This is a genomic window from Gemmobacter sp. LW-1 (assembly GCF_001303875.1).
In the GTDB taxonomy this organism is placed as follows: Bacteria; Pseudomonadota; Alphaproteobacteria; order Rhodobacterales; family Rhodobacteraceae; genus Gemmobacter; species Gemmobacter caeni.
Map to the genome: position 1 here is coordinate 26,939 of NZ_LJSC01000033.1, position 15,101 is coordinate 42,039.

General features: G+C 66.1%; 12 protein-coding genes and 1 pseudogene. 7 read left to right on the forward strand and 6 right to left on the reverse strand.

Going from position 1 to position 15,101, the window contains the following annotated elements; translation table 11 throughout:
- The 5 genes and pseudogenes from nadC to torT all read right to left on the reverse strand — a co-directional run bounded on the left by nadC (position 1) and on the right by torT (position 4,647).
- Positions 1-837, reverse strand: coding sequence for a carboxylating nicotinate-nucleotide diphosphorylase (gene nadC / locus AO684_RS06870; RefSeq protein WP_054302005.1), 837 nt, complete (start codon positions 835-837; stop codon positions 1-3).
- The coding region (locus AO684_RS22180; RefSeq protein ID WP_235451231.1) for an FAD-binding protein at positions 837-1,584 on the reverse strand (748 nt) is incomplete at its 5' end. The genes AO684_RS22180 and nadC, both read right to left, overlap by 1 nt.
- Position 1,585: 1 nt before the next feature.
- Positions 1,586-2,384, reverse strand: a pseudogene (locus AO684_RS22185) (FAD-binding protein); the annotation flags it as partial.
- The gene (gene nadA / locus AO684_RS06880) at positions 2,381-3,439 is read right to left on the reverse strand and encodes a quinolinate synthase NadA (RefSeq protein ID WP_054302007.1); all 1,059 of its coding nucleotides are present in this window, start codon (positions 3,437-3,439) and stop codon (positions 2,381-2,383) included. The pseudogene AO684_RS22185 and the gene nadA, both read right to left, overlap by 4 nt.
- Positions 3,440-3,576: 137 nt before the next feature.
- On the reverse strand, positions 3,577-4,647 hold the full coding sequence (gene torT, locus AO684_RS06885; RefSeq protein WP_054302008.1) for a TMAO reductase system periplasmic protein TorT: 1,071 nt from the start codon (positions 4,645-4,647) through the stop codon (positions 3,577-3,579).
- 67 nt (positions 4,648-4,714) lie between these two features.
- Between torT and AO684_RS06890 the strand changes: the two genes are divergently transcribed.
- Complete coding sequence (locus AO684_RS06890; RefSeq protein ID WP_152968372.1) at positions 4,715-7,600, forward strand: ATP-binding protein; 2,886 nt, start codon at positions 4,715-4,717, stop codon at positions 7,598-7,600.
- Here AO684_RS06890 and AO684_RS06895 read toward each other — a convergent pair.
- Entirely contained in the window at positions 7,581-8,285 is a 705-nt protein-coding gene (locus AO684_RS06895) for a response regulator (protein ID WP_054302010.1), read from the reverse strand. The two genes, AO684_RS06890 and AO684_RS06895, sit on opposite strands and share 20 nt — an antisense overlap.
- 189 nt (positions 8,286-8,474) lie before the next feature.
- Between AO684_RS06895 and AO684_RS06900 the strand changes: the two genes are divergently transcribed.
- The 6 genes from AO684_RS06900 (at position 8,475) to AO684_RS06925 (ending at position 15,101) form a co-directional block, all read left to right on the forward strand.
- Positions 8,475-9,419 carry an ABC transporter substrate-binding protein gene (locus tag AO684_RS06900; protein ID WP_054302011.1) on the forward strand — a complete coding sequence of 315 codons (945 nt, stop codon included), beginning with the start codon at positions 8,475-8,477 and terminating at the stop codon, positions 9,417-9,419.
- A gap of 96 nt (positions 9,420-9,515) precedes the next feature.
- Positions 9,516-10,547 (forward strand): glycine betaine/L-proline ABC transporter ATP-binding protein, encoded by a 1,032-nt coding sequence (locus tag AO684_RS06905; protein WP_054302012.1) that lies wholly within the window; start codon positions 9,516-9,518, stop codon positions 10,545-10,547.
- Entirely contained in the window at positions 10,544-12,493 is a 1,950-nt protein-coding gene (locus AO684_RS06910; RefSeq protein ID WP_054302013.1) for a proline/glycine betaine ABC transporter permease, read from the forward strand. Before AO684_RS06905 ends, AO684_RS06910 begins: the two co-directional genes overlap by 4 nt.
- 150 nt (positions 12,494-12,643) lie before the next feature.
- The gene (locus AO684_RS06915; RefSeq protein ID WP_082400795.1) at positions 12,644-13,783 is read left to right on the forward strand and encodes a 2OG-Fe(II) oxygenase; all 1,140 of its coding nucleotides are present in this window, start codon (positions 12,644-12,646) and stop codon (positions 13,781-13,783) included.
- A gap of 42 nt (positions 13,784-13,825) precedes the next feature.
- Positions 13,826-14,341: a sigma-70 family RNA polymerase sigma factor gene (locus tag AO684_RS06920; RefSeq protein ID WP_235451232.1), complete on the forward strand. Its 516-nt coding sequence runs from the start codon at positions 13,826-13,828 to the stop codon at positions 14,339-14,341.
- The gene (locus AO684_RS06925; protein WP_054302015.1) at positions 14,331-15,101 is read left to right on the forward strand and encodes an anti-sigma factor; all 771 of its coding nucleotides are present in this window, start codon (positions 14,331-14,333) and stop codon (positions 15,099-15,101) included. The genes AO684_RS06920 and AO684_RS06925 overlap by 11 nt, the downstream gene beginning before the upstream one ends.

A 15,101-nucleotide genomic window follows, 5' to 3' on the forward strand; every position in this document is an offset into this window, starting at 1 on the left:
TCAGGCATCCAGCCCCAGATCGACCACCGGGGCAGAATGCGTCAGCGCCCCGACGGAGATGTAATCGACCCCGGTCGCCGCTACCTCGGCGATGCGCGGCAGCGCCATGTTGCCCGACGCCTCCAGCACCACACACCCCGCCGTCATGGCAACGGCTTCGGCCAGTGTCGCGGTCGTCATATTGTCCAGAAGCACGACATCCGCCACGCCCAGCGCCAGCACCTCCTCAAGCTGGTCCAGACGATCCACCTCGATCTCGACCCGCATCATATGGGACCGCGCCGCCCGCGCGGCCTCCAGCACCGGCCGGATTCCCCCGGCAGCGGCGATGTGATTGTCCTTGATCAGAATGGCATCCGACAGGCCAAAGCGATGGCTGGAGCCGCCACCGTGCCGCACGGCAGCCTTTTCCACCGCGCGCAGGCCCGGTGTGGTCTTGCGGGTGCAGGTGATGCGGGCGCGGGTGCCCCGCGTCTCGGCCACGAAAGCGGCGGTCAGCGTGGCGATGCCGGTCATGCGGCCGGCAAAGTTCAGCGCCACCCGTTCCGCCATCAGGATCGACCCCGCCGCCCCTTCAACGGTCATCAGCGTCGTGCCGGGTTCGAAACGGTCGCCATCCTCAGCCAGCGCCACAACCCGCAGCGCCGGATCGACCATGCGGAACGCCATCGCCGCCAGCCGCAGGCCCGAGGCAACGCCGGAACTGCGCGCGTTCAGCCGCACCGCCTGGCGCAGCCCCGGCGGGATGACCGCCGCGACGGTCGCATCGCCGGTCGGGCCAAGATCCTCGGTCAGGGCGTTGCGGACCAGGGGTTCCAGAAGAAGGTCGGGCAGCATCAGGCAGGTACCTTTTCATCACGAAGCGCCTCGGCCTCCGCCAGCGTCAGGCGGCTGCGGCGGGCCAGAGTGGGATCGGGTTGCGGATGGTCGGCGCGGAAATGCCCGCCCCGGCTTTCGCACCGCAACAGCGCGGCAGCAGCAATCAGCGTTGCCGCCGCCACCATGTTAAGCATCGGTTCCGGCAACGCGCGCCGGGACATCAGGGCCAGATCCCCCAGCGCACGGCGCAGGCCGGATTCGCTGCGGATCACGCCGCAACAATCGGTCATCAGGCCACGCAGATCGGCCACCATGGCAAGGTCAGGGCCAAGCCCCCCGACTTGCGGTGCCAGATGCACCTCCGGGGCTTCCCCAGGGGGAAGGTTCTCTGCCAGGTCCGCCGCCGCGCGTGTAGCCATCACCAGCGCCTCCAGCAGTCCGTTGGAGGCCAGGCGGTTCGCACCATGCAGCCCGGTCGCGGCCACTTCGCCCGCCACCCACAGCCCCGGCAACGAACTGCGGCCACGCAGGTCGCAAGCCACGCCGCCCATGTGGTAATGCGCGGCTGCGGCGACGGGGATGGGCTGTCGCGCCGGGTCGATCCCTGCCTGCGCACAGGCCGCGGCAACGGTTGGAAAATGCGCTTTGCCGTTCCCGGCAAAGATCGCCCGTGCATCCAGCGCCGGCGCCAGCCCGGACTGGCTTTGGGCAAAGACCGCGCGGGCCACGATGTCGCGCGGCGCAAGCTCGGCCGCCGGATGCGCGNCCGCCATGAAGCGCAACCCCCGGCTGTTGACCAGCAACGCGCCCTCGCCCCGCAGCGCCTCGGTCGCCAGTGGCGCGGGGTCGCCACCGCCGGCGATGGCGGTGGGATGGAACTGCACGAATTCCGCATCCGCCACCCGCGCCCCCGCCCGTGCGGCAAGGCCCAGCCCCTGCCCCCGCACCCTGCCCGGATTGGTGGTGATCGCATAAAGCCCCGCCGCCCCGCCCGAGGCCAGCAGAACCGCAGGCGCCTTCAGGAGAACGGGCTGCGAGGGCACGTCCGCGCGCGCCAGCCAGACGCCGGTGACGCGGCCGGACGAAAGCGCCAGCCGTTCCGCCGCAAACCCCTCCAGCACCTGAACCGAAGGAGTGTTGCGCAGGGCGGCGATCAACCGCGCCATGATGGCGGCTCCGGCGCTGTCGCCCTGCACCCTTGCGACACGCGCCTGCCTATGCGCCGCCTCGCGCGACAGGGCGAAGGCCCCTGCGGCATCGCGGTCGAACGGCACACCCAACGCCACGAGTGCCGCAACCGCCTCGGGCGCCGCCTCGGCCACGGCCTGCGCGACGGCGACGTCAACGATGCCCGCCCCCGCCACTACTGTATCGGCCACATGCGCCGCCACGCTGTCATCCGGCCCCAGCGCCGCCGCCACGCCGCCCTGGGCCCAGGCCGACGAGGCGCCCTGCCCCAGAGGATCGGGCGAGATCACCAGAACCGGACGCGGGGCCAGCCGCAGCGCCGCCGTCAGCGCGGCAATCCCCGCCCCCAGAATGACGATGCGGCCGGTCTCGATCATGCGGCGGCCTTCGCGGCGGAAAGCGCGATCATCCGCTCCACCGCCGCACGGGCGGGGGCCACGAGTCCCGCTGCCACCTCCACCGGGGTCGTCATGGAATGCAGCGACCACAGCACCTTTTCCAGCGTGATCATCTTCATGTAGGGGCACATGTTGCAGGGGCCGACAAACTCCACCGCCGGATGGGCGTCGGCGATGTTCGAGGCCATCGAACATTCCGTCACCAGCAGGGCCTTCGCCGGGCGTTCGCGCGCGACGAAATCAATGATGCCCGAGGTAGAGCCGGTATAATCCGCCTCCGCCACCACATCGGGCGGGCATTCAGGATGGGCGATGATGGTCGTATCGGGCTGGAACGCACGGAAATCCCGCAGGTCCTGCGCAGTAAAGCGTTCGTGGACGATACAGGCCCCGTCCCACCAGACCACCCGCTTTTCCGGCACCTGCCGCGCCACGTTCTGCGCCAGATACTTGTCGGGCGTCATAATGACAGTATCGCCCGGCAACGCCCGCACGATCTGCGCCGCATTGGACGAGGTGCAGCAGATGTCCGAGGCCGCCTTCACCGCCGCCGTGGTGTTGACATAGCTGACCACCGGCGCCCCGGGATACCGCGCGCGCATCACGGCGATGCCTTCCGGCGTGATCGCCTCGGCCAACGAACAGCCCGCCGCCATGTCGGGCATCAGCACCGTTTTGCCGGGGTTCAGAATTTTCGAGGTTTCGGCCATGAAATGCACGCCGCATTGCACGATCACCGGCGCGTCCACCCGCGTCGCGGCGATGGCCAGTTGCAGGCTGTCGCCCACCACATCGGCAATCCCGTGATAGATTTCGGGCGTCATGTAGTTATGCGCCAGAACCACCGCGCCGCGTTCCGCCTTCAGCCGGTTGATCGCCTGAACATAGGGCGTGTGCATGGCCCAGTCGGCAAAGGGCACCACCCGCGCCATACGGCCCCAGATCTCACGCGTCTGCTCTGCCAGGTCCAGCGAGGGGGCAAGATCATAGGCATGGGCAAGGTTCTGCCGGATTTCGGTCAGGCTGGGCGACATCGGGCGTTCCTCCGGGCAGCAAGGGGCTGCGCAGGCTCTACACAAGAAGGGGCTGAGTCGCAATCTATTGAAAATAATGAATTATTTGTTTGCCTGCAAACAAAATTGCCGTTGAACAGCCCGGCACCAGCGCCGGATCAGGGCGGCGGGGCCAGCGAAAAGACCGGCACGAAACTGGCCGGAGCCAGTGAGCCTTCGACCACGGCAGGGCCGGCAGTTTCCGCGGTTACCACGAGGATCGGCGGCCCGGCATGTGTCAGCTCCAGCCGCCCCTCCAGCGCCCGAACCGCCATCTCGACCGAAAGCCGACCCTGCTCAACGGGAAAATCGGTGGGCGCTGCCATGATCCGCCCCCGGATCACCCCGCGATAGACGGCATGACTCAGATAGGTCGAAACAACCCGCACGCGATCCGTCGCGCCCCGCGCCCGCAGGATCGACACGGCGGCTTCGGCCATCGGGCCACTTCCCACCAGATAGTCGATGTCGGGCCGCTGATCCAACGCCTCTTCGACCAGAAGCACCTGCTGCTCCAGCCCGGTATCCCCATAAAGTGTCGTCACGATTTCTGCGGAACTGCCGGCGATGGCCGACCGGAACCCCTGTTCGACAAAACTGACCCAGCCCGCCCCTGTCGGCCCCGGAAACCATGCAAGCCGCACCGGCGCGCTGCCGCGCGGATGGCGCGCGGCGATGAAACGCCCGGCGGCGGCGCCCATTTCCGTCCAGGGAACACTGGCCTTGCCGGAGATTCCCCGGTCGTCGATGTCGTTCACCGCCGCGATAACGGGCTTGCGCGCCGCCAGAGCCTCGACCAGCGGGGTCAGCCCGTCATAAGAGACCGTTCCCAGAATCACGGCATCGAATTCAGCCCCAGAACAGCCTTTCAGCTGCTCAGCCTGCCGGTCGAGATTGGGGTATCCGCCCGCCTCGAACACATCGAAGGCCACACCCAGCCGCCGCGCCTCTTCGACCATCCCGTAATTGACCGACAGCCAGTAGGCGTCTTTCAGGTGCGGATAAAGAATGCACAGCCGCCACGGCCGCGTGGCATGATCCAGCGGGTGATAGTCTACCGGATGGGCCGGGCTGCTGTCATCGAAGGGAAAGCTGCGCGCCTCCAGCTTCCAGACCGTTTCGGTAAGGGCGGGCAGGCTGGCGCCCAGCCATCCGGCAAGCGCAAGGGTAAGGCCTGGCAGTTTGCGCATCTTCCCCCCTCTCCCCTTCAGCGGAAATGATGTTAACCTGCGGTGAACAGCACCCCAGAGGCAAGCATTGCGTATCCTCGACTACAAATCGAGCCTCGGCGGGCGGCTCATGCTGGCCGTCCTGCTGATCGCGGGCTTTCCGGTCGCGACCGGCATTCTGGGCTGGTTCGAGTTGCAGGATGTGGCGCGCATTCAGTCGCGCGTGGTGACCGAGGCGATTCCGGCGATTTCCGAAGTGCGCGGCGTGGCCGAGGAAACCAGCCGGGTCGTCGCCATGGCCCCCGAACTGGCGGCCGTCACCGACGAGGCGCAGCGCACCGAACGATCCGCCTTCCTGTTCGCGCAGGCGGACGCGCTGCGGGACCGCCTGACCCGGCAACCCGCAGTCCGGGGCGAGGCGCTGGCCCGCGTGCTGGAGGCAGAGGCGGCGGTGCGTCAGGCTCTCGTGGCGATCGACGGGCAGGTCCGGCAGCGCATCCATCTGATCGCCCGCCGTGACGCACAGTTGCAGGCGGGCCGCATTGCCGCCGTCGAACTGACCGAAATCGCCGATACGCTTGTGGCCAATGCCGAAATGGGTGCGGCAGCGGTCATTTCCAGCCTCTATGACCTTGAAATGGACCCCGCCTCGGGCCTGCATACCCGGCTGGAGGCACTGGACAAGCTGATCGAGGTCGATCTGTTCCAGATGGGCCTGATGTTCGAACTGCGCGCCCATGCCTCGGAGGTCGGCTTGCTGCTGAACCGTGTGGCGGGGGTACGCAGTCAGGACGAACTTGATGGCATCCGGCAGGATCTGGACCTGCGCGCCAAGGTGATCGCGCGGCGTCTGGCATCGGTGAACGATCCACGCCGCGCCGAACGGGCGCTGGTGTTGCTGCGCACCATCGGCTCGGGGGTGGCGACACCGCCGGAAACCGCCACGCTGTTCGAAACCGCCGGTTCGGTTCTGGTGCTGACCGATCACATCGCCACAGCGGAAACCGAACTGCGTCAGGCCGCTGTGACGCTGGAACTTGCGGCGGCGGCGCTTGCCGACGGGATCGAGGCACGCGCGGTCGCGGCAGGACGGGCCGCCGAACAGGCGATCACCGCGACGCAGCGGCTTTATGCCTTTTCGGCCATGCTCGCGCTGGTTCTGTCGATGGCGGTGCTGTGGTTTTATGTGCGGGGCAACCTGATCCGGCGGCTGGATGCGCTGTCGGCCCGGATGACCGGGCTGGCTGAGGGTGATCTTGGCCCGATCATCCAGCCGGACGGCGCGGACGAGATTGCAGGGATGGAACGCGCGGTCGAGGTGTTCCGTCTGCAAGCCATCGCGAACCGCGCCTTCGCGACCGAGCGCGAGCGCCATCTGCAGGAATTGCACCGCCACCGCAACGAGCTTCAGCAACTGGTGGACGAACAGACGGAACAACTGCGCGGCGAGGTCGCGGCGCATGATGCCGCCCGGGCCCGTGCCGAAGCGGCGGACCGCGCAAAGTCGGAATTTCTGGCGATGATGAGCCATGAAATCCGCACGCCGATGAACGGGGTTCTGGGCATGTTGCGCAGCCTGCCGCAGGAAGGGCTGACGGATCATCAGGCCGCCCGCATCAATGTTGCCCTCGCCTCGGGCAATGGCCTGATGGGGCTTCTGAACAGCATTCTGGATTATTCCAAACTGGATCAGGGCACCGCCGACACTGAAAGCATGGCCTTCGACCTGACGGAGGCGCTGCATGATATCACCCTGCTGATGGCGCCGGTGGCCGAGGAGAAGGGCTTGCAGTTGCGCACGGTGCTGCCGGAAGCGCCGGTCCCACCCTTGCAGGGCGATATGGGCAAGCTGCGGCAGATCCTGTTCAACCTGCTGTCGAATGCCGTCAAGTTCACCGCCACAGGCGAAGTGGTGCTGCGCGCCATTCTTCTGCCGACCGACGGGCGCGACGGCGTGTTGCGCCTGCGCTTTCAGGTCGAGGATACCGGAAAGGGCATCGCACCCGAGGCGATGGAGCGGATTTTCACCCCCTTCCAGCAAGAAGACGCCCAGACCGCCCGCACCTATGGCGGCACCGGGCTTGGCCTGTCGATCTCGCGCAGGCTGGCCGGGTTGATGGGTGGGGTTCTGACCGCCGAAAGCCGCGCGGGCAAGGGCGCGACCTTCACCCTGACCGTGCCATTCCAGCGCGCCGAGGCCGCGCCTGCCGACGGGATGATCACCCTGCCGGAACCCGCCGCACGGCCGCTGAAGGTGCTGGTGGTCGAGGATCACCCGGTCAATCAGGAGGTCGCGCGATCCTTCCTGCGGACGCTCGGGCACCATTGCACCCTGACGGAAACCGGCGAGGCAGCGGTGGCGCTGGTGGCTGAGGGCGGCTTTGACGCCGTGCTGATGGATGTGAATCTGCCCGGCATTTCCGGCATCGAAGCAACCCGCAACATCCGGGCCCTGCCCGGCCCGATGGCCGCGCGGCTGCCGGTCATCGGCCTTTCGGCCCATGTGCAGCCCGAAGATGTGCAGGCCTGCCGGGCTGCGGGCATGAATGACATCATCGCCAAGCCGCTGTCGCCGGAAACGCTGGTTGCCGTGCTGAACCGCCACAGCCAGGCCCCCGCGGTGGCCGCCTCGGTCCAGGCAGCAATGGCCGACCTCGGGCCGGACCAGACCCGTACCCTTGTCCGGCTGATGCTGGAATCGCTGCGGCCGGGGGCCGAGGCTGTCATCGCGGCGGTCCGGGCCGGGGACCGGACGGCGCTGTCACGCCAGGCGCATCAGCTGAAAAGCGCGGTCGGTAATTTTGACATGCCCGAGCTTCTGGCGCTTCTGTCCGGGCTGAACCGGACGGATGCGCTGCCGGATGAAGCCACGCTCGCCGCCTTGCGGGCTGCTGTCGCGCGGGCGGAGCATGATCTGCGCGACACGCTGTCCGCACTCTACGCTCCGGTGCCGTTCATGCCAGCGGCGCAGTGAACACATAGCCCTCGCCGTGCGAAGTGCCAAAGATCCGCGGGACTTTCGGGTCATCGCCGAATTTCTCGCGCAGGCGCTTCACCATCACATCCACCGTCCGCGTGCTGGTCACGTTGCGTCGGTGCGTGATGGCCGACAGCAGCCTGTCCCGGTTCATCACGATTCCGGGGTTCAGGACGAAAGCGCGCAGCAGTTCGTATTCCGCGCGGGTCAGCTGGATCGACTCTCCCCCCGCCCCGACCACATGCCGCGCCGCCGTGTCGAAGGTGAAACCGGCAAAATGCACCACCCGGCGCGCCAGTTGCCGCATGGCCGCCGTGCGGCGCAGCAGGTTCTTCACCCGCGCCAGCAATTCGCGACGGTTGAACGGCTTGCAGACATAGTCATCCGCCCCCAGTTCCAGCCCGACGATGCGGTCGACATCATCGGTGCGGCCTGACAGCAGGATGATACCGATTTCCGACCGCGCCCGCTGTTCGCGCGTGATTTCCAGCCCGTCCTTGCCGGACAGGTTGATATCGACGATCAGCAGATCCGGGCTTTCCTGGTTCAATACCCGTTCAGCGGCCTCGGCCCCCGCACAGACGGTCACGCGATAACCGAAGGTTTCAAGATACCCGGCAAGTGCGGTCCGGGTTACCGCATCGTCTTCGATCACAACGATATGCGCCGCTGCTGAGGTCAAGGGTCGATCCGCCTCGTCTTGCTGGTCGATATTCTGTTAACATCTTGTAACAACTTTTTCCAGCCTGTTCATCCCGGTGGTCTGACCTGTTCACAAGCGCTGGCTAACATTGCCTCTCAGGAAAGATGTCACCTTTCCGGGGAAAAACGCCGCCCCGACACCGGCGCCAGACAACAGGGACCGAAAACCATGCAGAACAGAACGCGCCTGCTCATCTCCACAGCAGCTCTTGTGCTGACCACCGGAACCGCAATCGCCGAGGATTCCCCGGACCCGATCATCATTCCGATTCACAACTGGTCCAGCCAGATCGTGATGTCCAACGTCGTCGGACAGATGTTCCAGTCGCTTGGCAATTCCGTCGAATATGTCTCGACCGACAGTCAGGCGGTGTACGAGGCGATCCGTCTGGGCGATGCCACGCTGGAGCTGGAGGTCTGGGAAGGCGCCTTCGGCAATTCGTTCCGCGCGGCGGTCGAGAAGGGCGGCATCCACGACGTCGCCACCCATACCGCCATCACCCGCGAGGACTGGTGGTATCCGATGTGGACCAAGGATGCCTGCCCCGGCCTGCCCGACTGGAAGGCGCTGAACGAATGCGCCGGGCTGTTCGCCACGCCCGAAACCGGCGACAAGGGTCGTTTCCTTGGCGGCCCGGTGGACTGGCTGAAACATGACCAGGAAAAGGTCGATGCGCTTGGCATGAACTTCGTCGTGGTCAATGCCGGATCTGCCGCCGCGCTCTGGGCCGAAATCGCCGCAGCGGAGAAAAGCAAGACCCCGATCGTCCTGTTCAACTGGACACCCAACTTCGCCGAAGCAGTCTGGCCCGGCGAATTCGTGGAATTCCCGGCCTGGGAGGAAGGCTGCGACAAAGACCCGGCAAAGGGCCCGCTGCCGGACAAGGTTTATGACTGTGGCAATCCGGCCAATGGCTATCTGAAGATCGCGGCCTGGGACGAGATGAAGACCAAATGGCCCAAGGCCTATTCGGTGCTTCAGAAAGTGAATTTCACCAATGCCCAGATCGCGGAAATGGCCAAGCTCGTCGATGTGGACGGCATGGAACCCGAAGATGCCGCAGCGGAATGGCTGACCGCGAACGAGGCCGTCTGGAAGCCCTGGACCGAGTGACTTCGCCCGAGCGTACGTCCGTCACTTCCCTGTGACAGCACGCCCAACTCCACCCGGCCTGGCCGGGTGGCCCTTTCTTCCCTGCGAGGTCCGGCAATGGCTCAAGACAAAAGTGTGATTTCCTGCAAGAATGTCTGGAAGGTTTTCGGCGATCACCCGGCGCAGCTGGCTGGCCGGCTGGGCCCCGACACCACGATGGAGGAACTGCGCGCCAGCGGGCATATCGCGGCGGTGCGCAACGTCTCTCTCGATATCGCACGCGGCGAGATGCTGGTGGTGATGGGGCTGTCCGGTTCGGGCAAATCCACGCTGATCCGCTGTCTTGCCCGGCTGATCGACATTACCTCCGGGGCGATCACGGTCGAAGGTCGCGATCTGGGCGCGATGACGGAAACCGAGCTGATCGACCTGCGCCGCCGCAAGATGGGCATGGTGTTTCAGAGCTTCGGCCTGCTGCCGCATCGCACCGCTCTGGAAAACGTGGCCTTTCCGCTGGAAATGCGTGGGCAGGACCGGATTTCGCGAATCGCGCGGGCCAGCGAGATGCTCAATCTGGTTGGTCTGGGTGGGCGCGAAGGCTATTTCCCGCGCGAGCTTTCGGGCGGGCAGCAACAGCGTGTCGGCATCGCCCGCAGTCTGGCGGTAGAGCCGGACATCTGGTTTCTGGATGAACCCTTTTCGGCGCTGGACCCGCTGATCCGGCGCGAGATGCAGGATGAATTCCTGCGACTCAAGGCCATGATGGCCAAGACCATCGTCTTCATAACCCATGATTTCGACGAGGCGCTGCGCCTTGCCGACCGTATCGCCATCATGAAGGACGGCGCGGTCGAACAGATCGACACGCCCGAACGCATCGTCATGGCCCCCGCCACGCCCTATGTCGCCAAGTTCACCTCGGCGGTGGATCGTGCAAGGGTGGTACATGCCGGGGCGCTGGCGCTGCCGGTGGGTGGGCGGTCCGTCGAGGGCACGGCGCTGCCCGCTACCGAAACGCTGCACACGCTGGCCCGCCGCATCCTTCAGGACGACCGGCCGATGATCCCGGTCAGCGGTGCGGATGGCAGGATCAGCGGCGTGATCGACCGTGCCGCCGCGCTGGATCTTCTGCTGGGGCCTGCGGCATGAGCGGCGCCCTGTCCCGCCTTCCCCGGCCCGCGCTGGCCCTGTTCTGCCTTGCGGCGCTGCTGTGCCTCGGCCGCTTCATCCTGCCGGACGGGCTGATGCGCCTGCCGGAGCCGTTGATCCTGCCCTTTGCCCGCTGGATCAACACGGCTTTTGCCTTCCTGCGCGATGATCTGGGCCTGATGGTGGTCACCCGCGCCATTTCGGATGCGGTGGAATTCTGCCTCGATGTGACGGCAAACCTGCTTTACGGCAAATCGCGCTGGCCCATGCTGGGGCCGATCCCCTGGGTGGTGATCGCCGCCACCATGGGCATGGCGGGCTATGTTCTGGCCGGATGGCGCCTGGCACTGCTGTCGGCAGGAACCTTCGTCTGGATCGCGGTCATGGGCCAGTGGAAATGGGCGATGGAGACGCTTTCCGTCATCGTGGTCGCGGCGCCCTTCTCGGTGCTGTTGGGGATACTGGCGGGCACGCTCGCGTGGCGCTTCCGCCGGGTCGAGCGGGTGATGAACCCGATCCTCAACATCGCGCAGTCGCTGCCGCATTTCGCCTATATGATTCCGGTTGTGGTGTTCATCGGCGTCGGGCCGAAAGCGGGCGCCATCGTCACCATCATCTTCTCGGTGCCACCGATGATCCGCATGACGCTGCTGGGCCTGCGCGCTGTGCCGCCCGAGATCATCGAAAGCGGCAAGATGAGCGGCACAACCAAATGGCAGCTGATGCGCAGCGTCCGCATTCCGGCGGCCCGGACCGAGCTGCTGATCGGGATAAACCAGGTCATCATGCAAAGCCTTGCCATGGTGGTGCTGGCCTCGTTCATCGGCATGCCGGGGCTGGGGCAGAAGCTGCTGAACCTGCTGCAATCGCTGAAGATCGGGCTGTCGGTGGAAATCGGCATCACCATCGTACTGCTGGCCGTGGTGCTGGACCGGCTGTCGAAGGCCTGGGCGCTGAAACAGCCCGAACATCTGACTGCGGGCGCAGACTGGATGGTGCGCAACCGGCATCTGCTGATCTGGCTGGGGCTTTGCGCTGCTGGCTTCGCGCTGGCTGCCCTGCATCCCTATTTCGCGGTGGTCGAGCGCAAGCAGGCGCTGACCCTCGCCGGACCGATAGATGCCGGGGTGGACGGCTTCATCCGCCTGGTCACCCCGCTGACCGACTGGCTGCGCTGGTTCCTGATCACCTGGGTTCTGATCCCGCTGCGCGACGGCTTCCTGTGGTTGCCCTTTTCGGCGGTGCTGGCCTTTCTGGCCGGGCTGGGATGGCTGGTCGGCGGCGCGCGGTCTGCCCTGATCTGTCTGGCCTTCATCCTGCCGATTGCCCTGTCGGGCTGGTGGGACCGCGCCATGATCACGGTCTATACCGTCACGGTGGCCGTTATCATCGCGCTGCTGATCGGCCTGCCACTGGGGGTATGGGCCGCGGGGCGCCCTGCGCGCGCCAGCCGGTTTATCCTGATCTGCGACACGCTTCAGACCTTCCCCAGCTTCATCTACCTTATCCCGGTGGTCATGCTGTTCGGCGTCAATGACGTGGCGGTGATCGCGGCGGTGATGGTGTTTGCCACGGTCCCGATTCTGCGTTTCACCATCGAGGGTCTGCGCGGCGTGCCCGCCGAAACCATTGAGGCCGCCGCCATGTCAGGCGCCGGTCCCCGACAGGTTCTGTGGCATGTGAAACTGCCGCTGGCCGTGCCCACGCTGGTGATCGGCGCCAATCAGTCGATCATGTTCGCCCTCTTCATGGTCATCATCGCCGCCTTCATCGGCACACAGGATCTGGGGCAGGAAATGCAGCGCGCCCTGTCGTCCACTGACGTGGGCAAGGGGCTGGTGCTTGGCTTTGCCGTCGCCTTCATGGGGCTGATGGCGGATCACCTGCTGCTGACCTGGGCCGCAGGCCGCCGGAAAAAGCTGGGCGCCGCGCAATCCGCCGCCTGATCCGCCGGCCGCAGGGAAACCACCGCCCCGGATCCGGGGCGGTGGTTTCCGTTCGGGGGGGAGTAACGCCGGGGCGCGCGGATCTTTTTCGGGATGAAAGCCGCGCATGGCTTCGTATGTGTCAGGAATTTCCCCTGAACACGGGCCAGCATGTCAGACGCCTTTGCCATTTCCGCGACCATGCCGCTGCCCGGCGATCCGGCCCCGTGGTTCTACCAGCGCACCCCAGCCAATCCCCGCTTTGCCTTCGATACCACGGCCGGACGCCATATCGCGCTTTGCTTTCTGGGCTCGACGCGGGATGCACAGGCGCAGGCGGCCATCCGCGCGGTTCTGGCCCGGACGGACCTGTTCGACGACGAACACGCCTGCTTCTTCGCGGTCAGCAATGATCCCGGCGACGAGGCGCAGGGCCGTCTGGCCAACCGCACACCCGGCTTCCGGGTGTTCTGGGATTTCGACCTGTCGGTGGCCAAGCTATATGGCGCGGTTCCGGCCGATGCGGATACAGCCACCGGACAGCTGGCCATGAACCGCTTCTGGCTTCTGCTGGACCCGACGCTGCGGGTGGTGGCCACAATCCCGTTCCGCGCCGATGGCGGCGATGTGGCCGAGTTCCTGGCGCTGGTGGAGGCGCAGCCCGCCCCCGGACGCTTTGCCGGCATTGATCTTCAGGCGCCGGTCCTGTTCCTGCCCCGGCTGTTCGAGCCTGACCTTTGCCGTCATCTGATCGGACTTTACGAGTCCCATGGCGGCACCGAAAGCGGCTTCATGCGGCAGGTCAACGGCCGCACTATCGGCATGACAGACCGCAAGCACAAGCAGCGCAGCGATTTTGACATCACCGACAAGGATCTGATCGCCAGCCTGCAAAGCCGCTTCCTGCGGCGCGTCGTGCCGGAAATCGCCAGGGCACACCAGTTCAGGGTCACCCGGATGGAGCGGTATATCGTTTCCTGCTATGCTGCCGAGGATGGTGGCCATTTCGCGGCACATCGCGACAATACCACCTCTGGCACCGCGCATCGCCGGTTTGCGGTTTCAGTCAACCTCAACGACGATTTCGACGGCGGCGAGGTCAGCTTTCCCGAATACGGGCCGCGCGGCTTCAAGGCACCGCCGGGCGGGGCGGTGGTGTTTTCCTGCTCGCTTCTGCACAAGGTGAGCCGCGTAACCCGGGGACGTCGCTATGCGTTTCTGCCATTCCTGTATGACGATGCCGCCGCGCATCTGCGCGAACGCAATGCGGCACTGGTCGGAGAGAAAGGATCGGGCTATCGCGCGGGATGAAACCGCGCGCCGCTCCGTATACCGGGCATGAAGAGTTTTGACGTGACCCCCCATCTGGAGCCGATGCGCCGTTACGCACGGGTTCTGACGCGTGCCGAAACGGAAGCGGACGATCTGGTTCAGGGCGCCCTGCTGAAGGCCTATGAACGGCGCGGCAGCTTCCGGGCGGGCGCGGACCTGCGCGTCTGGCTCATGGCGATCCTGCACAATCTCTTTATCGATCAAAGGCGCGCGCACCGCGCTTCGGTCGCACGTGAACAGGCCTGGGCCGACAGCAACCCCGGATTTTCGCCGCCCGAAGGCGAACATGTCGTCCGGCTGGAGCAACTCCGCCAGGCATTTCTCGCGCTGCCCGCCGAACAGCGCGAGGCGCTGCATCTGATGGGGGTCGAGGGGCTGAGCGTGACCGAGGCCGCCACAATCCTCGATATCCCGGCCGGGACAGTCATGTCGCGGGTCGGGCGGGCCCGTGCTGCCCTGCGGCGTTTCGAAGACGGCCCCGCCGCCCGGGCGGTTCCCCCTTCCCTCAAACTGGTGCGAGGCCAAGATGACAGATGATCCCCAGGACCAGATCGAGACGGATATCGCCGCCTTCATCAACGATCAGCTTGACGGCGAGCAACGCTATGCGGTGGCAGAACATCTGTCGCGGCATCCCGGGCGCGCCGCAGAAGTGATGGCCGAAATGCGCCTCACCGAAGGTTTGCGGCTGGCCATGGCTGCGGTGGAAAGCCCCCCTCCGCCGCAGATGCGGCTGGCCGCAAGCCGACTGGAGACAGGGCTTGCGCAGCGCCAGTCACTGCGCCGCTGGCTGCCTTTCGCCGCAGCGGCGGCGATGTTTGTCATGGGCTGGACCGCACAGGGCCTTTACCCCCGGACGCCCGAAGCCCCCTCGGGCGATATTGCCCGGCTTTTCGAGACCGCACTGGACGTGCAGGATGCCGTGAGCCTGCGCATCGCGCTCAGCAACGATCTTGGCCCGATGCCGAAAGATCCGACCCGCATCGCGGCCCGGCTGGGCATTGATCTGCCACGGCTGCCGCAGGGCTGGTCGATCCGCGCCGCGCAGATCGTGGCCACGCCGGAACGTCCGGGCGTCGCCCTGGTCATCGAAACGCCCGATCTGGGGGAAATCCTGCTGTTCAGCGTGCTGCGCAGTGTCGACGGACCGGACATGCCCGCCACGGCGACCGCCCGTGGAGACGGCGCGCTGGCGTTCTTTGAACGCAACCGCACAGCCTTTGTGCTGGTCGACAATTCCGGCACCGCCACGGATTTGCGGCGCGGCGCGGAAGTGCTGCGCCATCGGTTCAACTGA

What these genes read in the sequence shown, in the direction of transcription:
- AO684_RS06915 (WP_082400795.1), top strand. Translation starts at nt 12,644, where the DNA reads ATGTCAGACGCCTTTGCCATTTCCGCGACCATGCCGCTGCCCGGCGAT.
- nadC (WP_054302005.1), bottom strand. Translation starts at nt 837, where the DNA reads ATGCTGCCCGACCTTCTTCTGGAACCCCTGGTCCGCAACGCCCTGACC.
- AO684_RS06925 (WP_054302015.1), top strand. Translation starts at nt 14,331, where the DNA reads ATGACAGATGATCCCCAGGACCAGATCGAGACGGATATCGCCGCCTTC.
- AO684_RS06900 (WP_054302011.1), top strand. Translation starts at nt 8,475, where the DNA reads ATGCAGAACAGAACGCGCCTGCTCATCTCCACAGCAGCTCTTGTGCTG.
- nadA (WP_054302007.1), bottom strand. Translation starts at nt 3,439, where the DNA reads ATGTCGCCCAGCCTGACCGAAATCCGGCAGAACCTTGCCCATGCCTAT.
- AO684_RS06905 (WP_054302012.1), top strand. Translation starts at nt 9,516, where the DNA reads ATGGCTCAAGACAAAAGTGTGATTTCCTGCAAGAATGTCTGGAAGGTT.
- torT (WP_054302008.1), bottom strand. Translation starts at nt 4,647, where the DNA reads ATGCGCAAACTGCCAGGCCTTACCCTTGCGCTTGCCGGATGGCTGGGC.
- AO684_RS06910 (WP_054302013.1), top strand. Translation starts at nt 10,544, where the DNA reads ATGAGCGGCGCCCTGTCCCGCCTTCCCCGGCCCGCGCTGGCCCTGTTC.